Genomic DNA, 24,492 nt, shown 5'->3' with positions numbered 1-24,492 from the left:
CAGCGACAGTGTCGGTGGTTGGTGAGGTGGGCTCGGTATCCGCCGACATAGTCGCTCGGGGTGGGCCGACGAGAGGTACGCGTCAGCGGAGCGCGGCCAGCACGTCGTCGACCTCCTCGGCCGTCGTCGCCCACGAACACACCAGCCGCCACACCGGTTCCCCGAGATCGGGCTGGTGTACCTGATAGTGACGCGAGAGCAGTTCTGCCGCAGCTGGATCGAGCCGCACGAACACCTCGTTCGCCTCGACCGGGGAGGCGAGGGTGAGACCGAGACCCTCGAGACCGGCACCGAGCGCGCTCGCCATCGCGTTGGCGTGAGCAGCGCTGCGCAGCCACAGATCGTCGGAGAGCAGCGCCAGGAACTGTGCCGCCACATAGCGGTGCTTGCTCGCCAGATGGCCGATTTGCTTCTGCACGAAGCTGATTCCGGGGAAGTGCTCGGGCCGGCGAACCAGGATCGCATCGCCGAACAGCAGACCGTTCTTGGTACCGCCCCACAGACACGATGTCGGCGTCACCGACCGCGTCGATCGGTGACACCTGCTGGCTGGCAATGGCATTGGCCACGCGGGCGCCGTCGACGTGGACGAGTAAGCCGAGATCGTGGGCGTGATCGACGAAGCCCTTGATGGCCGGCGCCGACCAGACGCGTCCGTTCTCGGTCGACTGCGTGATCGTGACGATGCGTGGCTGCGAATGGTGCACCGGGTCGCGGCTGCTCACACGGCGATCCAGTTCGTCGGTCGCGATGATGCCGTCCGCGCTGGGCAGCCACGTCAGCTGCGCACCCGAGAGCCGCACCGGTCCGCCTGCCTCGTCGATCAGCACGTGCGCGATGTCGCTGCAGAGAATCTCGTGCCACGGCTGCACCGCCGACGTGAGCGCGATGATGTTGGCCGCCGTGCCGGTGTAGGCGTAGAGCACCTCGGCACCCGGGGAGTCGAACGCCTCCCGCAGCGCGGCGGCCGCCTGCGCGGTGACGGCATCGTCGCCGTAGGACGGCGCGGGTCCGGTGTTGGTACGGACCAGCGCGTCGAGGACCGCGGGGTGTGCGGGTGCGGCGTTGTCGGACGCGAAGGCAGCGGAGACAGGCACGCTCGCCATTGTGCCCCTGCTCAGCGCGCGGCGAGCCAGGCGAAGAACTCCTCGGCGTCGAACACCGGCTTGCCGTACTCGGCGGCCTTGCGCGCCTTGCCCGACTGCGTACCCCGCCTCCGCGGTGACCAGCACGTCGCAGCGTGTCTTCGAGACCGTCTTGACCGGCACCAATCCGGCAGCCGCCGCGAGCGCCTCCATCTCCGGGCGCTCGACGATGCGCCCTGCCGAATCCTGGGCGGTCCCGGTGAAACAGATGCGCGTTCCCGCCGCGAGAACGGCGCCGATGTCGGGCTCGTCGGCGTCGTCGGCGAGGTCCGCGAGGAGGTCGACCCCGAGCAGATCGGACGTGGCGTGCAGGCGCGCGCGGACGTCGGCCGGCAGGCGCACCTCGGAGGCGGCGCGGCGCAGCTGGTCGGCCACCGTCTGTCGCGCCGCCGACTCCCACGTGGCGGCCCACGAGGACCCGGCGCCCGGCGACGGCTGCGCACCCAGCAGCACCGCCCCGACGTCGCGGCTGATCCGCAGCAGCGCCGAGAGCCCCGGCAGATGGTCGGCCGCCGGAGTCGGCGCCGACGGGTCCCGGCTGATCAGCAGACCCGCGGACTCGACCGCGTCGGGCTCGTCGAACGCCGTCGACCCGTCGGTGATCTCGACGTCACGGTGGGCCTGCATCGCGGCCTGCGCCCACTCCAGCGCAGTGCGTCCCGTGACGCGCGCACCCCGTAGGTCGACGCCCAACGGCATCGCGGTGACGTAGCCGAGCCGCTTGAGCTCGAAGTCGATCAAGCCCAGCTGCTCGTCGACCCCGGGCCCCACCGGAGTGAAGCCCGCGAGCATCGGCCCGATCACCGCCCACGCCTCGCGCAGTGTGGGGGCCAGCAGTACGTCGGCGACCGAGATGCCGTACGCCGTGCGCGCATCGGCCAGATCACGCTGCGGGTTGATCAGCGTCGACACCGCCGTGCCGTCGTCGAACGCGACCGCGAGCTCCACCGGCCGCGGCCGCGACATCCGGCCCTCGTCACCCACCGTCAGCATCCCGAACGCGCAGAACCGGCGCGGCCCTGCGCCGTCGTCGCCGCCCCGCAGGAACCGCGCGATCCGCCGGTCGGTCTTCAGGTCCTTCGGCAGCACAGGCCTTTTCAGCACCAGGCCGGACAGTGTGGTGCAGCGACTCAGCGCCACGTACAGCTGCCCGGTGGAGAACATGCCGCCGGTCAGATCGACGACCACGCGGTCCAGCGTCTGCCCCTGGCTCTTGTGGATCGTGATCGCCCACGCCAGCTTGAACGGCAGCTGCGTGTAGGAGCCGATCACCTCGCGGCTCAGCGTCCCGCCGTCGAGCACCGGCCGGGTGGCCTCCCAGCTGAACGGGGCCACATCGACGCACGAGCCGTCCGGGAACTCGACCTCGACCACGGCGCCGTAGCGGTCGTAGCCGACGCCGACCACGCGACCGATGCTGCCGTTGACCCAGCGATCGGCCTGGTCGTTGTTGAGCATCATGATCTGCGCGCCCACCTTGAACCGCAGCGTCTCCTCGACCGGTGGATCGAACAGGCTCAGATCGCCGGACATCTTTGCCTGATGGACGAACTCGTCACCGGTCAGCCGCTCGAGCTGCTGCCGGTTGCGAGCAGTCACCAGACGATTGGTGGGGGCAAGCGTCAGCCAGAACTCGTCGTCGGGCGGGACGAAGTCCTTGTCGGCGCGGGCGTTGAGCTGCTGCTGGGCGTGGCCCAGCAGCACACCCTCGCGGATCTCGTTGAGAATGGCCGTCATTCGGTCATCGCCGAGCTGGCGGAACACCGTGGTCAGCGAGACCGTCGGGAAATCCTCGCGGCGGAACGACTCAGCCGAGAAGAAGTACGGCGTCTCGTATGTGGAACTGAAGTAACCGGTTTCGTGCTCGCTGACCACCGGCGGCAGCTGATACAGGTCACCGACCAGCACGATCTGCACGCCACCGAACGGGGTGCCCGGCGCGGGACCGAACCGGGACAGCGCCGCGGCGATCATGTCGAAGATGTCGGCCCGCACCATCGACGCCTCGTCGACGATCAACGTCTGCAACGACGCCAACGTCTTGGTGAACCGGCCGGGCCGGTAGTCGCCCCCGCGCACGTCGGCCAGCGTCGTCGTCGCCCGGAAACCGAACAGCCGGTGGATGGTGTACCCGTCGACGTTCAGCGCGGCGATACCCGTCGGCGCCACCACCACGACGCTGCGATCGGTGTCGGCCAGGAACCGGCGGATCAGCGTCGACTTGCCGGTGCCGGCCTTACCGGTAAGGAACACGTTCCCGCCGGCCGCGAGCCGGTCGAGCGCGTGGCGGAACTCGTCGGTCAGGACGATCACGGCTTGGACCGCCAGGCCCGCCAGCCGCGATGCGCGGCGTACGCCCCTGCGCCGGCCGTCAGGCACCACACGACGATCGCGGTGATCAGCAGCGGGGCGGAGAACGAGCCGAAGGTCGAACCCAGCGCCGTGTAGGCGAACGCCTTGGGCGCCGAGCCGATCACCGCTCCGGCCGCCATCTGCCACACCGGCACGCCGAACGCACCGAACGTGTAGGACGCCAGCGCATCGTTGATGCCCGGCACGAAGCGCTGGCCGACAACAGCCCACAGCCCGCCGCGGCGGATCAGCGCGTCGACTTTCGCGGAGCGCTCCGGCCCCAGCAGCGCGTGAGCGCTCTCCCGGCCCGCGCGCCGTCCCGCTACGGACGTCAGCACCGCCGAGCCCACCGTGGCGCCGAGGGTGACGAACGTGCCGAGCACGGGGCCGAACAGGAAGCCGCTGCCGGCGGCCAGCAGCGGGCCGGGCACCAGCACAGCACCCAGGACCGAGGACACCGCTACGTAGACCAGGGGCGCCATCGGGCCGGCGGACTCGATGAACGAGCGCACCTCGGCGACGTCGATGACCTGACGGATCGCGGTCAGGTAGAACAACACGCCCAAGACCGCGACGAACAGCGCGAGCCGCACGATGTGGCGGCGTCGCGACGTCTCGGGAGTGTCTTCGGGGTCAACCATGCCGAGAGCCATCCTGCCGTAGCCCGTTAAGTTGGCAGGGTGACTGCGACGCCGGCGGAGCTGACGGGAACCGAACGCGCGGTGCTGCTGGTCCTGATGGCCCGGGCGCGGCCCGTGCCGAATTCCGAACTGGCAGCTCTGGGCCCCGCGCTGGACAAGGCGGGACGGGACAAGTTGAACCGGTTGGGGTTGATCGATTCCGAGCGGGTCGGCAACCGGTACGTCCACGAGCTGACCGACCGCGGCTGGCGGCTGTGCCGCGAACTGCTCGACGCCCTACCACCAGCGCGAGCCACCGGTCCGGCGAAGGCATTGCAGACGATCCTCGCGGGGCTGGGCCGTTATCTCGACACCGCGCAGCTGAGTCTGGCCGATGTCTTCGGTCCGGGGCAGACGCCGACCGTGGAGGATCGTATCCGTGCGGTCTATACCGAGCTGGCGCCGCGGCCCGGCGGCTGGGTGCCGTTGCGCCGCCTGCGCGCCGAACTCGACGCGCCGCGCGATGCCGTCGACGCCGCGCTGGCCGCGCTGCACCGCTCCCCGGGGGTCAGTGTGATCCCGGAGGAGAACCAGAAACAGCTGACCGACGAAGACCGCGCCGCCGCCGTGCTGATCGGCGACCGGCCCAAGCACCTGATCGCGATCGAGGGCTGATGGACGCATCACAGCGGGAAGCGCTGACCGCGCTGCGCCTGACCTGGGCGCCCACCAGCGACGACCTGTGGCGCCCACAGGCGGCCACCCACGTCAGCGGGCTCAACGACGCCGCGGTCGACGACGTGATGGCGGCCTTCGGTGACGCGCGGGCCGACCCGGAATCCAGCCCGCTGGGCGTCGTGATCCGCGGCCCCGCCGGCTCGGGGAAGACGCATCTGCTGGGGCAGATCCGGGAGCGCGTGCAGGCCGACGGCGGCTTCTTCTTCGTGGTCGAACTGCTCGACGCAGCCAGTTTCTGGGAGTCGGTGCGCAGCGGTGTGCTGGAGAGCCTCGGCCGGCCGGGACATCGCATGGAGACCCAACTCAAGGACGTGCTCTGGGAGCTGGCCTCGCTGGCGCACGTGTCCCGCGCCGACCGGCGGGCGCTGGTCGGCGACGACGACCTGGATGCCGAGACGCTCTACCGCTTCGTGATGGCCCTGGCCAAGGAACCGTCGGCCAAAGAGACGGTGCGGCAATGCCATCAGGTGCTGCGTGCACTGGTTCTGCTGTTGTCCAACGACTTCATCGCCCACGACATCGGCGAGGGGTTCCTCCAGGGCAGCGAGGAGTTCACCGCCGAAGAACGTGGCCCCTGGGGATTGCGGACCGCGCCCGCCTCGGCGCAGGAATGCGTGCGCGACATCGCCCGGCTGGTCGCGTTGGCGGGTCCGGCCGTGCTGGCCGTCGACCAGATCGACACTCTGATCGCGCAATCGCTGGCCGCCACAGGACAATCCGCTTCTGACGACGGTGGCCGAGACGACATCGTGCTCGAACAGGTCGCCCACGGGCTGATGGCCGTGCGGCAGACCATGCGGCGGACCGTGCCGGTGGTCGCGTGCCTGCCCGCAGTGTGGGAGCACATCCAGGACACGGCGACAGCCAGTGTGGCCGACCGCTTCCGCGTCACCGGCGTGCTCACGCCACTGCCGACCGCGGACATCGGGCGCGCGATCCTCGAGCGCCGCTTCACCGCGAGCTACCGCGCGGTCGGGTTCACGCCGCCGTACCCGAGCTGGCCGATCGCGCCCGAGGCGTTCGACGACGCGCCGTCCTACACGCCGCGACAGCTGCTGATCCGCGCCGACACCCATGTCCGCGAGTGCCTCAAGCACGGCGATGTCGCTGAACTGCACCACCTGGCGGGCGATGACGTGGTGTGGGAATCGTTGTCGGACAACGAGTCCGACCAAGAGACGGCACTCCTCGATCGCCGGTTCGCCGAATACCGACGGCGTGCGGTCCCCTCGGCGGCGACCGCCTCCGACGGCGAGGACATCACGATGCCGGAACTGCTCGGTGCGGCACTGACCGCGTGGATCGCCGAACGCGACGGCGAGCAGACGTTCACCTGCGACCCACCGCCCGGAACGCACGTCACACTGCACGCGCGGCTGCGCGAGACGCTGGACAGCGCCACCGAGGACGAACGGCACTGGGCATTTCGCGCCGTCGCGGCCGACAATGCCAGCGCCGCGCTGAGTCGGGTCCGAAAAGCCATCACCGCAGCGGGTTTCGGGCCGGGTGCGGGCCGGCGGCAGCTGTTCCTGATCCGGAACACGCCGTGGCCCACCGGGAAGAAGACCGCCGAGGAGATCGCGGCGTTCCATGCGTGGGGCGGTGCGACCGTGCCGGTGTCCGAGGACGACGTCCGCACGATGGCCGCGCTGCGCGACCTGTTCGCCGAGGACGATCCCGGGCTGGCTGCGTGGCTACGGACGCGTCGGCCCGCGCACCGGATGACGCTGCTGGCCGACACCCTCGGCGACGGGGTGATCGAGGACGAGCTCGAGATCGATACCGGCAGTGAGCCTGCGGACGAGCCGGTCGACGAGACGCCCGCCGTCGACGTCCCCGACACCGAGGTGCCGCTGGGCCGCGACCTGCACAGTGGTGACCCGGTGTCGATCCCGATGTCGGCGCTGCGCACACACGTCGCGATCTTCGCCGGATCGGGATCGGGCAAGACCGTCCTGATTCGCCGGCTGGTCGAGGAGTGCGCGCTGCGCGGTGTGTCCTCGATCGTGCTGGACCCCAACAACGACCTCTCCCGGCTGGGCACCGCCTGGCCGCAGAAGCCCGACGGCTGGCAGCGGTCGGACGACGGCCGCGCCGAGGACTACCTGAGCTCGACCGAAGTCACGATCTGGACGCCGCGGCGCACCAGCGGACGCCCGCTGAGCTTCCAGCCGCTGCCCGATTTCGCCAGCGTCGTCGACGACCACGACGAGTTCTACGAAGCCGTCGAAGCGGCGTGCTCGGCGCTGGAACCGCAGGCGCTGATCACCGGCAAGACGCAGAAAGCCACCCGCGCCCGGGCCGTGCTGCGAGAAGCGTTGCAGCACTACGGTAGAACGCCCGAGCCGACGCTGGCCGGATTCGTTCGGCTGCTGGCCGACCTGCCCGAGGACGTCAGCAACATGGCCGATGCGCACGAGATCGCCGGTGACCTCTCGCAGAACCTACGGGCCGCGATGGTCAACGACCCGCTGTTCGGCGGTGCGGGCACCCCTGTTGACCCGGGCATCCTCCTCACCCCCTCGGACGGGTACCGCGCGCGGGTGTCGGTGATCAGCATGGTCGGTTTGCCGTCCGACGAGCAGCGGCAGAGCTTCGTCAACCAGCTGCAGATGGCGCTGTTCGCGTGGATCAAACGCAACCCCGCCGGCGACCGGCCGCTCGGTGGCCTGCTCGTGATGGACGAGGCGCAGAACTTCGCTCCCGCACGGGGTTTCACGGCGTGCACCCGCAGCACCCTGGCCCTCTCGTCACAGGCCCGCAAGTACGGCCTGGGGCTGGTGTTCGCGACGCAGGCGCCCAAGGGCCTGAACCTGAACATCCCCGGCAACGCGGCCACCCAGTTCTACGGGCTGCTCAACGCGCCGGCGCAGATCGAGACCGCCCGCGAGATGGCCAGGGCCAAAGGCGGTCTCGTCGACGACATCAGCCGGCTGCGAGCGGGCAACTTCTACGTCGCCACCGAGGGGGAGTCGTTCCACCGCGTCGTCGAACCGTGGTGCCTGTCCTTCCACCCGCCGAGCCCACCGTCGGCCGACGAGGTCCTGGCGCTGGCGGCGCAGCGATGAGTCAGGTCTTCATCACCGCCGGCGAACTGGCCGACATGCTCGGGCGCGGCGAGCCCGTCACACTCCTCGACGTCCGGTGGTCGCTGTCCGAACCCGACGGGACCGAGGCGTATCGGCGCGCTCACCTTCCCGGTGCGGTGTACGTGTCCCTCGACGACGAGCTGTCCGACCACAGCGTCACCGCGCGAGGCAGGCACCCGCTGCCGTCGGGCACGTCGCTGCAAGCCGCCGCGCGGCGCTGGGGCGTCCGCACCGGCGTTCCGGTGGTGGTCTACGACGACTGGAACCGGGCCGGCTCGGCGCGGGCCTGGTGGGTGCTGACCGCCGCCGGTATCCCGGACGTCCGCATCCTCGACGGCGGCCTGTCGGCCTGGCGCGGTGACATGCGTTCGGGGACCGAGGTTGTCGAGCCCGGTGACGTCACCGTGGCCCACGACGACCTGTACGACGGCGCGCTGCCGACGGTCACGGCCGACGAAGCGGCAGCGGCGCCGGCGCTGATCGATGCCCGCGCGCCCGAGCGATTCCGAGGTGACAGCGAGCCCGTCGACCCGGTGGCCGGGCACATCCCCGGCGCCCGCAACGTCCCCAGCACAAGCCTTCTCACCGACGCCGGGACGCTCCGCGACGACCTGAGTGCACGTTTCGGCACCATCGATGCACAGCCCGCGGTGTACTGCGGGTCCGGTGTCACGGCGTCCGTCGTGGTGGCCGCCCTCGCATCCGTCGGGGTGGACGCGGCGCTGTTCCCGGGCTCGTGGTCGCAGTACAGCGCCGAGTCAGCGCGCCCTGTCGCTCTCGGTGAGTGACCCCGTCTCCTCGAGATCGAGGACCGGGGTGGGCCGCTGGAAGCCGCGCGTCACGACGGCCAGCCAGACGACACCGATGGCCAGCCAGATCAAACCGATCGTCAGTGCCTCGCCCGACAGGCTGGTCCACAGCCACACCGTCAGCAGGAAGCCGATCGCGGGCAGCACCACGTTCAGCACGACGTTGCGCTGCCGCTGATCGACGAAGTAGTGCTTGATCACCGACAGGTTGACCACCGAGAACGCCACCAGCGCACCGAAACTGACCACAGACGCCAGGATCGCGAGATCGATCACCAGTGCGAGCAGCGAGATGACGCTGACCGTGATGATGGCGTACACAGGGGTGCTGAACTTGACCGACACGTGCCCGAACACCTTGCGCGGCAGGATGCCGTCACGGCCCATCGCGAACAGGATGCGCGCGACCGACGCCTGCGAGGTCAGCGCCGAGCCGAGGGCGCCGGCGACGTAGGCGGCCGTGAAGAACACGTTGGCGAACGACCCGCCCGCGGCGAGCATCACGTCCGTCGAGCCGGTGTCGACGGATTCGAACTGGTTGGACGGGAACACCAGCTGCGAGACGTACGACAGCACGATGAAGATGATGCCGGACACGATGGTCGCGCTCATGATCGCCTGCGGCACGGTGCGTTTGGCGTCGCGGGCCTCCTCGGACAGCGTCGACACGGCGTCGAAGCCCAGGAACGACAGGCACAGGATCGCCGCGCCGGCCAGGACCGGGCTCATGCCGCCCGCGCTGCCGTCGCCGGTGAAGGGTGCCATCAGATCGACCGTGCCGTAGCCGGAGATCTTCGACAGCGCCAGCGCCACGAACACCACGATGAAGATCGCCTGGATCGCGATGATCAGGAAGTTGGCCCGTGCCACCGACACGATGCCGACGATGTTCAGCACCGTGACGATCGCGATCGAGACGAGGACGATCACCCAGGCCGGGAGTGCCGGTACGGCGGCGTTCAGATACAGCCCGATCACCAGATAGTTCAGCATCGGCAGGAACAGATAGTCGAGCAGCAGCGACCACCCGGCAAGGAAGCCCACGGGCGCACCGAACGTCCGCTGTGTGTACGTGTAGGCAGAACCCGCCACCGGGATGGCGGCCGCCATCCGGGCGTAGGACAGCGCGGTGAAGACCATCGCGATGGTGGTCACCACGTAGGACGTCGGCACCCGGCCGCCGGAGGTCTCGGTGACGATGCCGTAGGTGGTGAACACCGTCAGCGGCACCATGTAGACGAGGCCGAAGAGCACCAGCGACGGCAGGCCCAGTGCCCGTTTCAGTTGACCCTCGTTGGGGTCCGCGAGGAACGCGCCCGAATCTGTGCTCATGTCAGCCCTCTCCGTTCTCGGCCACATAGGCCGGTGCGCCGCGCAGATAGGTGGCGCGGATGCCGACACCGGGAAGATCCAGCGGCGGCACGGCCCGTGGGTCGCGGTCCAGCCATACCAGGTCGGCGCTCGCCCCCGGGGCGATAACGCCCCAATCGTTATCAGCGAACGCCTGATTCGCAACGCCGGCGGTATACGCCGACAGCGCGCGCTCCACCGGCAGGATCTCGTGCGGCGTCCAGCCACCCGCCGGCTCGCCCGAGGCTGTGCGTCGCGACGTCGCGACGGCGATCCCGTCGAGCGGCGCACCGGAGGACACCGGCCAATCGGAGCCGAAGCCCAGCGGCGCACCGGAGGTGTCCAGCGTGCGGATCGGGTACTGGCGGTCCGCACGCTCCGTACCGAGCCGGGGGACCGTGAGGACCGTCATCAGCGCGTCGAGCTGCGCCCACAGCGGCTGCATGTTCGGGATGACCCCGAGCGCGGCGAACCGGGCCAGATCGGCCTCGTCGATGAGCTGGCAGTGGGCGATCACCGGCCGACGATCCCGAGGCCCGTTCTGTGCGACAACGTATTCGATGGCGTCGAGGGCCTGGCGCACCGCCGCGTCGCCGATCGCGTGGATGTGGATCTGCAGTCCGAGCTCGTCGACGCGCTGGGCCGCCCGCGCCAGCGAGTCGCCTTCCCAGTTCCGCATTCCGCGGTTCTCGTGCGCGTGCATGCCGGTGCAGTAGGGAGCCAACAGTGCACCGGTCTCGTTCTCCACGACCCCGTCGGCGAAGAACTTCACCGTGTTCGCGGTGAGCAGGGGGTTCGCGATCTCGGCCACCGCGCGCTGCTGCTCGGCGAAATGGGTGACCTGGCTGTCGAAGTGGCGCGGATCGCCGTAGAGCGCGAGGTTGAACCTCATGCGCAGGGCGCCGCGACGGGCCGCCTCGACATACGTGGCGACGTCGGCCGGTTCGACCCAGGCGTCCTGCACCCACGTCACACCGCGCGCCAGGAAGTAGTCCGCGGCGGTGCCGAGAGCCCCGATGCGGAGGTCCTCGTCGCGTGGCGGCATCACGTTCATCACGAGATCCGTTGCGCCCCACTCCCGCAGCGTTCCGAGCACGGATCCGTCCTCGCGATGCGGGATCTCGCCCAGCACGGGGTCGGGAGTGTCGGCGGTGATCCCCGCACGCTGCAGCGCCACGCTGTTGCACCACACCGTGTGGTAGTCCCAGGCACGCAACACCACTGGCCGATCCGGCACAGCCGCGTCGAGCCAGCGCGCGTCGAACAACCCGCCGGGGGCGAGGCTGCCGTCATAGGAGGCGCCGACGATCCAGTCCTCGTCGGGATGATCCTCGGCGTACTGCTTGACGGCCAGCACGATCTCGTCGACGGACGTACACGGCCGCACGGCCGGCCCGACCGCTTCCAGGCCGCCGTAGAGCGGATGGGCGTGGCCGTCGCCGAACGACGGCATCAGGAAGCCGCCCTCCAGGTCGATCGTGTCCGCCTGTGCGGCGCGGGCTTTCGCGTCGTCACCGATTGCGGCGACGACACCGTCGACGACGAGGACGGCGTCGGTCTCCGTCTCTCCCGTCCACATCGAGCCGCCGGTGAACAGCGTCGCGCTCACGCGAGCACCAGATCGAGAGTCATCGAGCTCCTAAAACGAATGAAGTTCGTTTATTGTGGACTCACTCACCCGACCGTGCAAGAGGGGAGCACGACATGGGTCGACCCCGTACGCCAAAGCTCTCGACCGACCGGATCGCCGAGGCCGCCCTGGAGCTGGTGACCAGCACCGGTGGCTTCACCATCGCCGGCGTCGCACGCAAACTGCGGGTGCGCCCGTCGTCCCTCTACAACCACGTCGGCGGCCGCGACGACGTCGTCGAACTCCTGCGCGAACGCGCGATGTCCGACGTCGAACTCCCCGCCGACGACCCCGAGCGGCCCTGGCGCGACGTGGTCGCCGACATCGCGCGCTCCTACCGCCGCAGCTTCGCCCGCTACCCGCAGCTGATCCCCCTGCTCACCGAATACGCGGTCAACAGCCCGCACGCCATCACGATGTACAACGCGTTGGCGGCCACGCTCACCCGTGCCGGCTTCGACCCGGCCGACACGCTGCGGTCGATCACGCTGGTGGATTCCTACGTGCTCGGCTCGGCGTTGGATGTCGCCGCGCCGGACCAGCCGTGGCGCCACCGCGACGAAGTGGGGCCGGAACTGGCTGCCGCGCTGGAAACCGGTTCGCCGAAACCGCAGCGCGCCGACGACGCGTTCGAGTTCGGTCTGGCGGTGCTGTTGCGCGGGCTGGGCTGACGGGCGCTCTAGAACTGCACGCCGCGCGTCAGGGCCCCGTCCACCACGAGATTGGTGCCGGTGATGAAGCTGGCGGCCGAGCTGCTGAGGAACACCACCGCGTTGGCGACCTCCTGCGGCGTGGCCATCCGGCCGGTCGGGTTCAGCGCGAGCGCCTCGGCGAACAACTCAGGGTTCTCGGTCTCGATCGTCGGCCACACCCCACCGGGGAAGTAGGTGTTGCCGGGGCTGACGGAGTTGGCGCGCACGCCTTGGGCGGCCAGCTTGTACGCGACGCCCTGCGTGTAGTGGATGATCGCCGCCTTCATCGTTCCGTACGGTCCGGCCGCGAAATCGACCTCACGGCCCGACACGCTGGAAATCGTGACGATGGAACCGGATCCGCTCGCGAGCAGATGAGGCAGCGCCGCGTCGACCAGACCGATCGTGCCCATCAGGTCGACCTCGAACGTCGTCCGCCAGTTCTCCGGTGACTCCGGGATCGCCAGCGCGCTGACGTTCGCGACCACCCCGTCGAGCCCACCGAACGCCTCGGCCGACGCGTTCACCCACGCCGTCAATGCCGCCGTATCGCCCACGTCCACGGCCGAACCCACGGCATTCGCGCCGAGTTCCTGCTGTGTGTCGGCGACCGCCTCGGGTGTGCGCGCGCAATAGGCGACGCTGGCACCCTCGGCGAGCAGACCCTCCACGACCGCCCGACCGATGCCGCGGGTCCCGCCGGTGACCGCGAAGCGCTTGCCCGTCAGGCCGAGATCCATACGCGTGTCCTCCCTAGTAGTTGATGGAGCCGAAACCGCGTGCTGCCGAACGCATCTCGCCGTGTACGCCGTCGAAGGCAGCCACAGCGGGCAGCAGTCGCTTGTCGATCTTGGTGACCGCACTGTAGTTCGTGTCGACGACGTTGGCGATCGGTGCGAGCGAGATCTGGGTGAGCAGCTGGTAGGCGTCGAGACGGTCCAGGCCGTACAGCTCGCCGAGCCACGTGATCATCTCCACCTGGCCGGCGCGCCACGCCTCCTCCAGTGGGCGACCCGAGCCCACGCACATCAGATGCGTGTCGGTCTCGATGCGTGGCCATGCCGGCCCGCCGCCCTTCACCAGCCCGACGATCGCGGTCACGTTCATCGCGCCCTCGACCGCGGTGCCACAGGACTCGCCTTCCCCCTGTCGGTAGTGCCCGTCGCCGAGGGAGAACAAGGCGCCGGGCACGTTGACCCGGAGGTAACAGGTGGCGCCCGCCGCCATCTCCGGGGTGTCCATGTTGCCGCCGAAGACGTCGGGCACCAGCGACGTCCGCACCTCGCGGTGGGCCGGTGCGACGCCGACAGTGCCCAGCATCGGGTTGGCGGGCAGCGCGAGCTCGAAGTCGCTGCCCTGCGCGGAGAACCCGACCGTGCCGGCCGCGGAGTCGTACTCGTAGATGTAGGTGCGCTCGGGAAGCGGGTCCTGCAACGTCGGGCTGGCCGGAACGCTGGTCAGCCCGCCGAAGAACGGAATCAACGTCGACGCGCCCCAGGTGCGCGCCGGTGTCAGGTCGACGAGATGAACGACGAGCGTGTCCCCGGGTTCGGCGCCCTCGATCCAGAAGGGTCCGGTCTGCGGGTTGAGGTCATCGGTGTCCAGGGCGGTCGTCGCCACATCCGCGGCACTGGTGATCCGGCCCCCATAGGCGTCCTCGGTCCACAGGGTCAGCGCCGTCGGCGGGGTGATCCTCATGACGGGTGCCGCGCCGCCGAACGTGTACGCCATCTGGTCGACGGTCGGGATGAAGGTGACGTGATCCATGCCCGCCATACTCGTCCGGCGTGGCGCGCGCCGCCATACGATCGAGGGATGGCCGATGAGATGAGCGGAGAGCGCGACTTCAATCAACGCAACATCGACGAGTTCCGGGCCAACGGCGGCAAGGTGGGCGGCCAGTTCGAGGGCTTCCCCCTGCTCCTGTTGACCTCGACCGGCGCCAAGAGTGGTGAACAACGCGTCAACCCGGTGGCCTACTTCGAGTTCGACGACGCGATCTACATCGTCGGGTCCGCGGCGGGCAGGGACTCAGATCCGGCCTGGGCGTTCAATATTCGCGCGCATCCCGAGGCGCTCGTCGAGATCGGCTCGGACCCGGCGCGACCGGTGACGGCACGCGAGTTGCCGCGCGAGGAACGCGACCGCCTCTACCCGCGGGTGGTGGAGCAGGCACCCGGGTTCGGCGACTACGAGAAGCGGACCGACCGCGTCATCCCGATCTTCGAGCTGGTTCCCGCCGGCTGACGGGTTTGCTTCAACCGGCCCCGGTGAACCTGTCCGTGTGCGACGGTGTGCACCATGCGGATACGGGGGATCGCGGTACTGTGCGCGGGGTTGATCGTCGCGGGGTGTGGCAGCGAGCCGCCCCCGGCGCCGTCTCCTCAAGCCGCCAAAGCCTCTGCCGCTCCCCAGAATCCACGCACTGACGAGGGCACAGAGGGCTCCGAGGGTGACGGCACGATGACCGTCACCTACGACGACGCGACGACACCGGATGCAGTCGCCGGACGCGCACTGCTCGAGGACAACCAGGTACTCGACGACCTGGCCGCCGACATCAACGATTCCCTGCACCTACCCCACGACATCGCGCTGCGCGGCGCGCAGTGTGACGAGCCGAATGCATTCTGGAACGCCCAGGACAGCAGCATCACGCTCTGCTACGAGGACGCCGATTCCGCGAAGAAGGTGTTCACCGCGCTCGGCGATCCCGACCCGACGGCCGCCGCAGTCAATTCCGAGTACGCGACCTTCTATCACGAGGTCGGCCACATGGCGATCAGCATCTACGACCTGCCGATCACGGGCCGTGAGGAAGACGTCGCCGATCAACTCGCCGCGTTCGTGCTGCTGCAGCCCGGGGACGACGGCAAGCCGGATCCCGAATCCATCAAAGCCGTCAAGGATTTTGCTCGCACCTTCGAGGCCTCGGGCGCCGAACGCGAGCAGCTCGGCGCCGCCGACTTCGCCGACGTGCATTCCCTCGACGAGACCCGGATGTTCAACCTGCAGTGCTGGATCTACGGCGCGGACCCTGACGCGAGCGCCGATCTGGTGACCTCGGGCGAGCTGCCCGAGGATCGCGCCGACGGCTGCGCCGACGAATGGAACCAGCTGGACAACGCGTGGTCGACCCTGCTGGATCCGCACCTCAAGTGATCAGCGCGGCGCCGGTGCCGGCTGGGGCGGCGGCAAGGGTGCCGGCGGTGGCGGCGGCGGTGGCGCAAGCAGCCGGACAATGTCGGGTTTCATCTGCTGCAACTGTGCACCCCAGTAGCCCCAGCTGTGGGTGCCGTTGGGCGGGAAGTTGAAGATCGCGTTGCGCCCGCCGGCGGCGAGGTACTTGTCGCGGAACTCCTTGTTCGTCGCGATCGTGATCGTCTCCAACGAACCCGCACTGAGGTTGATGCCCAGATCCGTTCCCGTGTCCAGGTCGGAGGCGACGCCGTTGCCGCAGTAGATCCACAGCGCGGTGCGGTTGGCCACGAGCCGGTTGATGTTGAGCATCGGATCGGCCCGCTTCCAGGCCGGTGAGCCCGACGGTCCCCACATGTCGAACGAATCGAAACCGCCCGCGTCCTGCATCGCGATGTCGATCAGCGGCGGCCAGAACTTCTGCGACGGCGCCAGGTAGCCCGACAGGGATGCCGCGAACTTGTACTGACGCGGGTAGTAGGCGGCCATCGTCAACGCCGCGCCGCCCGACATCGACAGCCCGACAACGGCATTGCCGAACGGATCCTGGCCGCGGTTGGCGGCCAGCCACGTCGGCAGCTCGTTGGTCAGGAACGTCTCCCACTTGTAGGTCAGGACGCCGTTGCGATTCTTCGCGGGCCGGTACCAGTCGGCGTAGAAGCTGGACTGCCCACCGACCGGCATGATCACCGACACTCCGGACTCGTGGAACCATTCGAATGCGGCGGTGTTGATGTCCCAGCCGTTGAAGTCGTCCTGGGCGCGCAAGCCGTCGAGCAGCAGCACCGAATGCGGCCCGCCGCCCTGGAATTCGACGCGGATCGTGCGGCCCATCGACGGCGATGGCACGTCGAGCTGTTCGATCGGGAGGCCCTCGCGGGAGAACGCCTGCGCCTGCGGGGTGACGGTCAGTGCGGTGGCGGCGAGCAGCGCCGCGACGGCGATGCGCCGGAACCGCTGGCCCAAAGAGATCACGCGCGCGAACCTATTCGCGACGCGGGCGCAGGGCCCTACGGCGCGCGCGGCGGTGACCGGGTTGTTATCCACCTGCGATTTCGGCGTGTTCGTCGTCGCTGAGCGACGATAAGCACGCCGAAATCGCCGGGAATTCAGCGGCGTGCGGCCGCGAAGCCTGCGACCGCCAGCGTCGCAGCGCACACCATCGCGATGCCCAGCGGTGTCGCGGTGTGCTCACCGCCTAGACCCACGAGCGGCGACACGACTGCCGCGAGCCCGAACTGCGTGGCGCCGAGCAGTGCGGACGCGGTGCCCGCTGCCCGGGGCGCGGCGGACAGCGCCAACGCGGTGGTGTTGCCGAACACCAGGCCCATGCCCGCGACGGCGAAGAACAGGGGGAGCGCGAGCCAGCCCGCGGCGACACCGGCGACCGAGAGTGTCAGCACCGCGATGCTCGCGGCCAGGATGAGCGCGAGCCCGGCGCCGGCCAGCCTGCGCGGCTCGACGCGCGCTGTCAGCCGTGCACTCGCCGCGCTCATCAGCAGCAACCCGCAGGCGTTGACGCCGAACATCGCGCCGTACTGCGCCGAGCTCAGCCCCATCATCGTCTGGTAGACGAACGGCGAGGCCGAGATGTAGGCCATCATCACCGCGAACGCGAAGCCGAATGCGACCAGATGGCCGAGGTATTCGCGGCGGGTCAGGTCTCGTAGCGGGGAACCCTTGGCGGCCTTCTCCGCCCGCAGCGCGGACCGGCGTTCCTCGGTGTGGGTTTCGCGGATCACCACCAGCGCGGCGACGAGCATGGCGACGACGAGGGCCAGGATCACGGCGAGCGCACCGCGCCAGCCGAGCGGCTGCACCAGGAACCCGCCCGCCAGCGGTGCGGCGATCGGGGCGATACCGCCGACGATCATCATGAGGCTGAACGCGCGAGCGGCGGCGCGTCCGGTGGCCAGGTCCGAGATGATCGCCCGGCCGATCACCATGCCCGCGGCGCCCGTGAGCCCCTGCGCGAGCCTCGCTGCGACCAGCACCTCGATGGTGGGGGCGAGGACCGCGACGACGCTGGCCAGCACGCACACGGCGGCGCCCAGCACCAGAGGCTTGACGCGCCCGAATCGATCGGACAGCGGACCGAACACCAGCTGACCCGCGGCCAGGCCGACGAGGAATGCGGTCAGCGTGAGCTGCACATTCGTCGGGGAGGTGTGCAGGTCGTCGACCATCTGCGGGAAGGCCGGCAGGTAGAGGTCGGTGGCGAACGGCGCGACGGCTGAGAGCAGGGCGAGCGTGACGAGCAGCCCGACAGTGATCTGCGGCGCGGCCTGCCGGCGCGCCGTCGTGTCGACGGTGGAGGTCATGGGTCTCTCCAAGTAGTTATCAGAAGATAGTTATCAATTAATAACTATCAGGTAGGGTGGATTCGTGCAAGCCAGCCCGCCCCGCGCCGAGCAACTCGCAGACCTCGCCGACGTCGTCATGGCCGTCGCACGCGCGGTCAGATCGCAGGCCGCCGCGCAACCCGACCTCGTCGAACTGTCGGCGACCGAGATCACGGTGCTGCGCTACATCGACCATCACCCCGACGTCAGAGCAGGCGCCGTCGCCGCCGGCACGGGCCTGCAACGCAGCAACCTGAGCCGCGCGCTGCGGGATCTGGAAGCCAAGGAACTGGTGCGTCGAACGGCCGACCCGACCGACAGCAGGCAGGTCGTCTTGCGCTCGACTCGGCGCGCCGAGGAGAACCTGGCGCGGTTACGCGTGATCTGGGCGACGCTGCTGGGCGATGCGCTCGCCGCGTCAGGGGAGGAGCACGACGTCGCGTCAGCGCTGGAACTGCTCCACGCGCTCGAGCGACACCTCTACTGACGCGCGATTTCGGCGTGTTCGAGATCGCTGAGCGACGGCAAACACGCCGAAATCACTAGAGATCGACCGACATCGGGCCCACGCCCCAGATCTCGTCGCAGTACTCGCGGATCGCCCGATCGGAGGAGAACATCCCGCTGCGGGCGGTGTTGCGGATCGACATCCGCGTCCACACCTCGTCGTCGAGCCACACCCGCGACACCTCGGCCTGTTTGTCGACGTACGCCCGGTAGTCGGCGAGCACCAGGAACGGATCGTGGGCGATCAGGTTGTCGACGACGGGCCGCAACACCTCGGTGTCGCCGTGGGTGAACGTGCCCGCCGCGATCAGTTCCAGCACCGCGGCCAGCTCCGGGTCGCGCTCGACATAACTCTGCGGCCGATACCCGTCGGCCTTGACCGCCGCGACCTGATCCTCGGTCAGCCCGAAGCAGAAAAAGTTCTCCGAGCCGGCCTCCTGGCGGATCTCGACGTTCGCGCCGTCGAGCGTGCCGATGGTCAGCGCGCCGTTGATCATGAACTTCATGTTGCCGGTGCCCGAGGCCTCCTTGCCTGCGGTCGAGATCTGCTCGGACAGGTTGGCCGCCGGGTACACCAGGTGCGCGCTCTTGACGTTGAAGTTCGGCAGGAACACGACCTTCATGTAGCGATTGACGTCGGGATCGTTGTTGATGGTCGCCCCGACCGCGGTGATCAGCTTGATGATCCGCTTGGCCATGTAGTAGCCGGGTGCGGCCTTGCCGCCGAACAGGAACACCCGCGGCGGGATCGTCAGTCCCGGATTGGTCTTCAGCCGGTGGTAGAGCGCCACGATGTGCAGCACCATCAGATGCTGTCGCTTGTATTCGTGGATGCGCTTGACCTGCACGTCGAACATCCACATCGGGTCCAGCTCGATGCCCGTCGTCGAATGCACGTACTCGGCGAGGCGAGACTTGTTGGCGCGCTTGACCTCTCGCCACCGCTCGCGGAAGCTGGCGTCGCCGATGAACGACTCCAGGCCGTGTAGGCGATCCAGGTCCGTCAACCACCCGGGCCCGATCGCCTCGTCGAGCAGTCCCCGCAGACCGGGGTTGGACAGTGCGAGGAACCGCCTGGGGGTGACGCCGTTGGTGACATTGCCGAAGCGCTCCGGCCACATCTCGTAGAAGTCCTTGAGCACACTGGCTTTCAGCAGCTCGGAGTGCAGCGCGGCGACGCCGTTGATCGCGTGGCTCCCGACGGTGGCCAGGTGCGCCATCCGCACCGACTTGCCGCCGTCCTCGCCGATCAGCGACATCCGGCGCACCCGCTCCTCGTCACCGGGAAACTTGTCGCGCACCTCGGCGAGGAACCGGTCGTTGATCTCGTAGATCAGCTCGAGGTGGCGCGGCAGCGCCTCGCCGAACAGATGCAGCGACCACGTCTCCAGAGCCTCGGGCAGCAGCGTGTGGTTGGTGTAGCCGAACGTGCGCACCGTCAGATCCCAGGCGTCCTCCCACGCGAGGTGGTGCTCGTCGAGCAACAGCCGCATCAGCTCGGCCACCGCGATGGAGGGGTGGGTGTCGTTGAGCTGGATCGCCCACTTGTCGGGCAGCCCCGACAGCGGCAGACCCGCCCGCTCGACGTGGATGTTGAGGATGTCCTGCAGAGAGCACGTCACGAAGAAGTACTGCTGCAACAGGCGCAGCCGCTTGCCCGCCTCGGGCTCGTCGTTGGGATAGAGCACCTTGGAGACGGTCTCGGAGACCACCTCCTGGTCGACGGCCTTGTAGAAGTCGCCGCTGTTGAAGGCGTCGAGGGCGAACGATTCGACCGCGCGGGCACTCCACAGCGTCAACGTGTTGCAGGTGTTGACCCCATAGCCCTGCACCGGGGTGTCGTACGAGACGCCCTTGAGGACGCGCTGCGGCACCCACCGCACCCGCAGCCTGCCGGCCAGATCCTCATAGGTCTCGGTGTGCCCACCCCAGTTGACGAAGTAGCTGGCATCGGGCTTGTCGATCTCCCAGGGGTTGCCGTGCACCAGCCAGTTGTCGGTCTTCTCGACCTGCCAGCCGTCCTGGATCTCCTGGGTGAAGATGCCGAACTCGTAGCGGATGCCGTAGCCGATCGACGGGCGCTCCAGCGTGGCCAGCGAATCCAGGTAGCAGGCGGCCAGCCGACCCAGACCGCCGTTGCCCAGCCCGGGCTCGCCCTCGCAGTCGAGGATCTCGTCGAGGTCCTGACCGAGATCGGCCAGCGCCTGTCGCGCCTCGTCCTCGATGCCCAGATTCAACAGGTTGTTGCCCAGCTGCGGCCCCATCAGGAACTCCGCCGACAGATAGCAGGTGACCTTGGCCGACAGGTCCAGCCAATCCTGTGTGGTCGCCATCCACCGCTTCTGCATCCGGTCGCGCACCGCCAGCGACAGCGCGCGGTAGTAATGCTCGGGCTGCAGCACCGCGGGCGGGCGGGCGATCGAGTACACCAGGTGGTCGGTGACCGCCGCGCGCAGGGCATCGGCGGTCATTCCCGTCCTGGTCTGCCCGGTGGGCCCGGGCTGCCCGCCAGCGACCTGGGCGGATTGATCGGTGGGGACGTTCACGAGGTCGGTCACCGCGTCATTGTGGCGGGTCCATGTTTCGGAAATGAATCCTGACCGTGAACGACACCTGTTGACGGTTGTGCGCAAACCTCGGCGCGCCGGTAATCGGCGCGGGAGACTATTGCGATGGCGACGCGCGCGCACCCCTGGGTGACGGGCAGTGCTGCCTCCGCCGTGCCTCCGATGTCGCGGCTGCTCGGGTGGACGCTCGCCGTCGGTGTCACCTGCTTCGCGGTCCGCGGGCTGGTCTTCCTGGACAGCTGGTCCTACGCGATGGTGTGGCCCGCCGTCGCGCCGCAGCTGGTCGCACTGCTCACCTCCCCGCGCAGGCAGTGGCCGGTCTATCTGGTCGCGTTCATGGCCGTCCAGATCATCCCGGCACGCATCGTGCTGGGGCTCGCCCCGGAGATCGGCGTCGTGTCCACTCTCGCTGCCGTCGTGTTCGCCGCCGCGATGCTGCACCGCGACCAGGACTGGGTGTCCGGGCACAGCGACTCGTTGCGCAGCTGGCAGCGGTTCCTGCTCTACGGCGTCTACCTCGCGCCGGCGCTGGCCAGCCCGATCGGTGTCGCCGGACTGGTGGTCAACGGAGAAGTCGGTACCCGACCGGGAGAGCTGCTCCACGCAGCGATGGCGTGGTACCTGACCGAGGCTGTCGGCATCGCGTTCCTCGTGCCCCTGATGCTCCGGTGGCGGCACTACGTGCGCCGGCACACCTGGCGCGACGCGGCATGGTTCGCGACGATGAACGCGGTCACGGTGGGGTTGTGCGCGGCGTCGGCGAGGATGACGAGCTTCGTCCTGGTGTTCCTGTCGGGTCTGCCCGCGCTGCTGGTGCTGATCCGGTCCGGCATCGCTGCCGCGTTCGCCGCGATGGCAGTCGGTTCCGCGTTGGCGCTCGGGGGCACCTTCGCCGGCTACGGCCCGTTCGCCCTGTCCATCGAGAGTTCCGGCCAGGCACTGATCTCCGTGCAGGTCTTCGTCCTCGGCGCGTTCACGATGCTGGTGCTCGTCGCCGCCGCCCTCGAGGATCGGATGCGGCTGGTCGCTCTCGAGGACGTCAGCCACAAGGCCTACGAACTGATCGCCGATCTGACCGGCGATGTGGTGATCCTCGTCGACGCCGACGGCACCGTGCTGCACCGCGCGAGCCAGGGGCACGAGATCCTCGACATCCCCGAGGGTCCGATCGCCAAGGCATCGTGGTTGAGCCAGGTCCACCCCGACGACCGAGCGGTCCTCGCCGATTTCCCGGCCGCGATCGGGACCGTCGTGAAAGGCGCGTCGGAACCTTTCCGCGTTCGGCGGACCGACGGATCGTGGGGGTGGTACGTGCTGCACAGCAGGCGCACCGCAGACGGCCTGACCGCCGCGATCATGCGCGACGTGACGCTCGAGCACGAGGTGCAGGAATCTCTGACCGACATGGTGAACACCGATCCGCTGACCGGGTTGGCCAACCGCCGCGGACTGGACGTGCGCGCCGGCGAGATCTGGCTGCGGGCCAGTGCCGCCGGCGAGCAGGTGACGGCGTTGTTCGTCGACATCGACCACTTCAAATCCTTCAACGACCTCTACGGTCACCAGGCCGGCGATGAGTGTCTGCGGCACATCGCCGGCGTGCTGGCCCACCTGGCCGACCCCAGCGTGTGCGTCGCGGCGCGGTACGGCGGCGAGGAATTCGCGGTCGTGCTCTCCGGGTGCGACGATCCGGCCGGTTTCGCGAAAGGCGTGGTGACGGCCATCCGCTCACTGTCGATACCGCACGCCGGTGCCGCGACGGGGACCGTGACGATCAGCGTCGGAGTGGCGACGTTGCGGCCGTGGCGGCAGACCGTCCTCGATGCCGACCTCGCGATATGGGACCTGCTCGAGCGTGCCGACAAGGCGCTCTATGCCGCCAAGAGCGACGGCCGCGACGCGGTGTCGGTCTACCGGGAGGCCGGGGTCCTACTGGGCGAGTAGGTTGACCGCCCGGCCGAACACGGAAGGTGACGCCTGCGCGGCCGGGACGATAGCGCGCCGCACCGGTGATGCGCTGGCGCGCAGCATCATCGATGTCATCAGGCGGTAGCGGCGGGTGGCTCTACACCAGAGTCGCTCGTAGGCGTCGGGCCGGTCGGCGGCCACGCACCCGGCCAACGCCCGGGCCGCGGCGAACGACAGTCCCAACCCCTCACCGGTCAACGCGTCGACGTACCCGGCGGCGTCGCCGACGAGCATCACCCGGCCGGCCACCCGACGCGTCACGTGCTGTCGGAGCGGCCCGGCAGCGCGGTCGCCACCATGCGGCGATCCCGAGAGACGTTCGCGCAGCGCAGGGAACGCCGCGAGGTGATCGTCGAATCCGCCGCGGCGAGAGGTCAGGATCGCGATGCCGACGCAGTCGTCGGCGACCGGTGTCACGTAGGCCTCCCCGGCCTCGGGATCCGTGGCCCAGTACACCTCGACCCGGTCGGTCCACGGCGCGATGCCGACATGACGGGTCAGCCCCCACCGGCGCCGCGCAGCCCGGCGATGCTGCAGACCCAACTGCGCCCGGATCGGCGAGTGCAGCCCATCCGCCGCTGCGAGGTAGCGCGCTCGAATTCCGTTCACCGACACACTGTCTCGGCTCTGCTCGAGCGTGCCCGCCGTCGCGTTGACGACACGCACGCCCGCCGACACGGCGGCGTCGAGCATCGCCTGCTGCAGCACCGTGCGCCGCACCCCCAGGCCGGGGCCGGCGGCGAACGTCGCGGTGACCGCACGCCTGCCGTCGAGATAGGTCACACCGTGGAACGCCATCCCGTCGGGGTGCACGCCGAGCGCGGCGAGATGCCGCACGGTGTGCGGCATCAGTCCCTCGCCGCACGCTTTGTCGATCGGGGTCTGCCGTCGTTCCATCACGACCGTCTCCAGACCGAGACGGGCGGCGGCCACAGCGGTGGCCAGACCCGCGGGCCCGCCGCCGACGACCGCCAGGTCGATCACGAGAGCCGCTCCAAAGCCTGGTTCTCGCAGGTGATTCGGGTGTGGAGCAGGGCCGCGTTCAGGGCGGTGAACACGACAGCGGTGACCCAGGCGGTGTGAACCAGCGGCAGTGCGATGCCTTCGGCGACGACGGCCACGTAGTTCGGATGGGACAGATACCGGTACGGCCCACCGGTGACCCGGCCGGCGCCGGGCACCACGACCACCCGAGTGTTCCACTGATGGCCGAGGGTGCTGATGCACCACCATCGCAACCCCTGCGCGGCCAGCACCACGCCGAACATCGGCCACCCCAGTGCGGGCAGGAACTCCCGGTGCGCCGCCTCGAGAAGGCAGGCGGCGAGCAGTGCAGTGTGCAGCACCACCATCACCGGGTAGTGCCGAGCCCCGAACTCGACCCCACCCCGCTCCCGGCTCAGGCGCAGATTGCGTTGCGAGACAACCAGTTCAGCTACCCGCTCCAGCGCGACCGCGGCGATCAGCACGGTGTAGGCCAGCACA

At 69.2% G+C, this 24,492-nt stretch carries 18 protein-coding genes and 2 pseudogenes; 8 read left to right on the top strand and 12 right to left on the bottom strand.

The annotated features are described in order from the left end of the window. Window positions 1-82: 82 nt before the first annotated feature. The 3 genes and pseudogenes from PGN37_RS10990 to PGN37_RS10980 form a co-directional block, all read right to left on the bottom strand. Window positions 83-1,106: pseudogene (locus PGN37_RS10990) on the bottom strand (threonine aldolase family protein). Window positions 1,107-1,117: 11 nt separating this feature from the next. Next, window positions 1,118-3,455: pseudogene (locus PGN37_RS10985) on the bottom strand (AAA family ATPase). Continuing rightward, window positions 3,455-4,138 carry a TVP38/TMEM64 family protein gene (locus tag PGN37_RS10980; RefSeq protein ID WP_335331059.1) on the bottom strand — a complete coding sequence of 228 codons (684 nt, stop codon included), beginning with the start codon at window positions 4,136-4,138 and terminating at the stop codon, window positions 3,455-3,457. The pseudogene PGN37_RS10985 and the gene PGN37_RS10980 overlap by 1 nt, the downstream one beginning before the upstream one ends. Window positions 4,139-4,234: 96 nt before the next feature. On the opposite strand from PGN37_RS10980, the gene PGN37_RS10975 reads away from it, so the two are divergent. From PGN37_RS10975 to PGN37_RS10965, 3 genes are read left to right on the top strand one after another with little or no spacing between them, the layout of a single operon-like run. Continuing rightward, complete coding sequence (locus PGN37_RS10975) at window positions 4,235-4,792, top strand: hypothetical protein (RefSeq protein ID WP_442932910.1); 558 nt, start codon at window positions 4,235-4,237, stop codon at window positions 4,790-4,792. Further along, window positions 4,792-7,923, top strand: coding sequence for a helicase HerA domain-containing protein (locus PGN37_RS10970; protein WP_335331057.1), 3,132 nt, complete (start codon window positions 4,792-4,794; stop codon window positions 7,921-7,923). Before PGN37_RS10975 ends, PGN37_RS10970 begins: the two co-directional genes overlap by 1 nt. Beyond that, the gene (locus PGN37_RS10965) at window positions 7,920-8,732 is read left to right on the top strand and encodes a sulfurtransferase (protein ID WP_335331056.1); all 813 of its coding nucleotides are present in this window, start codon (window positions 7,920-7,922) and stop codon (window positions 8,730-8,732) included. The genes PGN37_RS10970 and PGN37_RS10965 overlap by 4 nt, the downstream gene beginning before the upstream one ends. Here the strand turns inward: PGN37_RS10965 and PGN37_RS10960 are convergent. Together PGN37_RS10960 and PGN37_RS10955 are read right to left on the bottom strand one after the other, a co-directional pair. Continuing rightward, the gene (locus PGN37_RS10960) at window positions 8,703-10,085 is read right to left on the bottom strand and encodes an APC family permease (protein ID WP_335331055.1); all 1,383 of its coding nucleotides are present in this window, start codon (window positions 10,083-10,085) and stop codon (window positions 8,703-8,705) included. The genes PGN37_RS10965 and PGN37_RS10960 overlap by 30 nt on opposite strands. A gap of 1 nt (window position 10,086) precedes the next feature. Further along, entirely contained in the window at window positions 10,087-11,712 is a 1,626-nt protein-coding gene (locus tag PGN37_RS10955; protein WP_335331054.1) for an amidohydrolase, read from the bottom strand. Window positions 11,713-11,807: 95 nt separating this feature from the next. Between PGN37_RS10955 and PGN37_RS10950 the strand changes: the two genes are divergently transcribed. Next, window positions 11,808-12,404, top strand: coding sequence for a TetR/AcrR family transcriptional regulator (locus tag PGN37_RS10950; protein WP_335331053.1), 597 nt, complete (start codon window positions 11,808-11,810; stop codon window positions 12,402-12,404). Window positions 12,405-12,412: 8 nt separating this feature from the next. Here PGN37_RS10950 and PGN37_RS10945 read toward each other — a convergent pair whose 3' ends face one another. Further along, on the bottom strand, window positions 12,413-13,165 hold the full coding sequence (locus PGN37_RS10945; RefSeq protein ID WP_335331052.1) for an SDR family NAD(P)-dependent oxidoreductase: 753 nt from the start codon (window positions 13,163-13,165) through the stop codon (window positions 12,413-12,415). A gap of 13 nt (window positions 13,166-13,178) precedes the next feature. Continuing rightward, a complete protein-coding gene (locus PGN37_RS10940) occupies window positions 13,179-14,192 on the bottom strand; it encodes an acetamidase/formamidase family protein (protein ID WP_335331051.1) in 1,014 nt (337 codons plus the stop codon). Window positions 14,193-14,240: 48 nt separating this feature from the next. On the opposite strand from PGN37_RS10940, the gene PGN37_RS10935 reads away from it, so the two are divergent. Both PGN37_RS10935 and PGN37_RS10930 read left to right on the top strand, forming a co-directional pair. After that, window positions 14,241-14,672: a nitroreductase family deazaflavin-dependent oxidoreductase gene (locus PGN37_RS10935; protein WP_335331050.1), complete on the top strand. Its 432-nt coding sequence runs from the start codon at window positions 14,241-14,243 to the stop codon at window positions 14,670-14,672. A gap of 54 nt (window positions 14,673-14,726) precedes the next feature. Beyond that, window positions 14,727-15,587, top strand: a complete 861-nt coding sequence (locus PGN37_RS10930; RefSeq protein WP_335331049.1) for a DUF4344 domain-containing metallopeptidase — start codon at window positions 14,727-14,729, stop codon at window positions 15,585-15,587. Here PGN37_RS10930 and PGN37_RS10925 read toward each other — a convergent pair whose 3' ends face one another. Together PGN37_RS10925 and PGN37_RS10920 are read right to left on the bottom strand one after the other, a co-directional pair. Further along, the gene (locus PGN37_RS10925; protein WP_335331178.1) at window positions 15,588-16,568 is read right to left on the bottom strand and encodes an esterase family protein; all 981 of its coding nucleotides are present in this window, start codon (window positions 16,566-16,568) and stop codon (window positions 15,588-15,590) included. Window positions 16,569-16,732: 164 nt separating this feature from the next. Next, window positions 16,733-17,944 carry a multidrug effflux MFS transporter gene (locus PGN37_RS10920; RefSeq protein ID WP_335331048.1) on the bottom strand — a complete coding sequence of 404 codons (1,212 nt, stop codon included), beginning with the start codon at window positions 17,942-17,944 and terminating at the stop codon, window positions 16,733-16,735. A gap of 64 nt (window positions 17,945-18,008) precedes the next feature. Here PGN37_RS10920 and PGN37_RS10915 point away from each other — a divergent pair, with 64 nt between their 5' ends. Next, complete coding sequence (locus tag PGN37_RS10915; RefSeq protein WP_335331047.1) at window positions 18,009-18,452, top strand: MarR family winged helix-turn-helix transcriptional regulator; 444 nt, start codon at window positions 18,009-18,011, stop codon at window positions 18,450-18,452. Between the two features lie 55 nt (window positions 18,453-18,507). Here the strand turns inward: PGN37_RS10915 and PGN37_RS10910 are convergent, their stop codons facing one another. Further along, a complete protein-coding gene (locus tag PGN37_RS10910) occupies window positions 18,508-20,943 on the bottom strand; it encodes a glycogen/starch/alpha-glucan phosphorylase (protein ID WP_442932909.1) in 2,436 nt (811 codons plus the stop codon). A 201-nt stretch (window positions 20,944-21,144) separates the two neighbouring features. Between PGN37_RS10910 and PGN37_RS10905 the strand changes: the two genes are divergently transcribed. Further along, a complete protein-coding gene (locus PGN37_RS10905; RefSeq protein WP_335331045.1) occupies window positions 21,145-22,983 on the top strand; it encodes a sensor domain-containing diguanylate cyclase in 1,839 nt (612 codons plus the stop codon). Here PGN37_RS10905 and PGN37_RS10900 read toward each other — a convergent pair. Both PGN37_RS10900 and PGN37_RS10895 read right to left on the bottom strand, forming a co-directional pair. After that, complete coding sequence (locus PGN37_RS10900) at window positions 22,969-23,991, bottom strand: NAD(P)/FAD-dependent oxidoreductase (protein ID WP_335331044.1); 1,023 nt, start codon at window positions 23,989-23,991, stop codon at window positions 22,969-22,971. The genes PGN37_RS10905 and PGN37_RS10900 overlap by 15 nt on opposite strands. Further along, entirely contained in the window at window positions 23,988-24,491 is a 504-nt protein-coding gene (locus tag PGN37_RS10895) for an isoprenylcysteine carboxyl methyltransferase family protein (RefSeq protein WP_335331043.1), read from the bottom strand. The genes PGN37_RS10900 and PGN37_RS10895 overlap by 4 nt, the downstream gene beginning before the upstream one ends. Window position 24,492 lies beyond the last annotated feature (1 nt).

Origin of the sequence: Mycobacterium kyogaense (genome assembly GCF_036946525.1) — a bacterium.
In the GTDB taxonomy this organism is placed as follows: Bacteria; Actinomycetota; Actinomycetes; order Mycobacteriales; family Mycobacteriaceae; genus Mycobacterium; species Mycobacterium kyogaense_A.
Note: the sequence above shows the minus strand (reverse complement) of the source record. Positions and strands in the feature narration are given on the sequence as shown.

What these genes read in the sequence shown, in the direction of transcription:
- PGN37_RS10905 (WP_335331045.1), top strand. Translation starts at nt 21,145, where the DNA reads ATGGCGACGCGCGCGCACCCCTGGGTGACGGGCAGTGCTGCCTCCGCC.
- PGN37_RS10960 (WP_335331055.1), bottom strand. Translation starts at nt 10,085, where the DNA reads ATGAGCACAGATTCGGGCGCGTTCCTCGCGGACCCCAACGAGGGTCAA.
- PGN37_RS10970 (WP_335331057.1), top strand. Translation starts at nt 4,792, where the DNA reads ATGGACGCATCACAGCGGGAAGCGCTGACCGCGCTGCGCCTGACCTGG.
- PGN37_RS10910 (WP_442932909.1), bottom strand. Translation starts at nt 20,943, where the DNA reads ATGACCGCCGATGCCCTGCGCGCGGCGGTCACCGACCACCTGGTGTAC.
- PGN37_RS10940 (WP_335331051.1), bottom strand. Translation starts at nt 14,192, where the DNA reads ATGGATCACGTCACCTTCATCCCGACCGTCGACCAGATGGCGTACACG.
- PGN37_RS10945 (WP_335331052.1), bottom strand. Translation starts at nt 13,165, where the DNA reads ATGGATCTCGGCCTGACGGGCAAGCGCTTCGCGGTCACCGGCGGGACC.
- PGN37_RS10920 (WP_335331048.1), bottom strand. Translation starts at nt 17,944, where the DNA reads ATGACCTCCACCGTCGACACGACGGCGCGCCGGCAGGCCGCGCCGCAG.
- PGN37_RS10965 (WP_335331056.1), top strand. Translation starts at nt 7,920, where the DNA reads ATGAGTCAGGTCTTCATCACCGCCGGCGAACTGGCCGACATGCTCGGG.
- PGN37_RS10950 (WP_335331053.1), top strand. Translation starts at nt 11,808, where the DNA reads ATGGGTCGACCCCGTACGCCAAAGCTCTCGACCGACCGGATCGCCGAG.
- PGN37_RS10930 (WP_335331049.1), top strand. Translation starts at nt 14,727, where the DNA reads ATGCGGATACGGGGGATCGCGGTACTGTGCGCGGGGTTGATCGTCGCG.
- PGN37_RS10935 (WP_335331050.1), top strand. Translation starts at nt 14,241, where the DNA reads ATGGCCGATGAGATGAGCGGAGAGCGCGACTTCAATCAACGCAACATC.
- PGN37_RS10975 (WP_442932910.1), top strand. Translation starts at nt 4,235, where the DNA reads ATGGCCCGGGCGCGGCCCGTGCCGAATTCCGAACTGGCAGCTCTGGGC.
- PGN37_RS10980 (WP_335331059.1), bottom strand. Translation starts at nt 4,138, where the DNA reads ATGGTTGACCCCGAAGACACTCCCGAGACGTCGCGACGCCGCCACATC.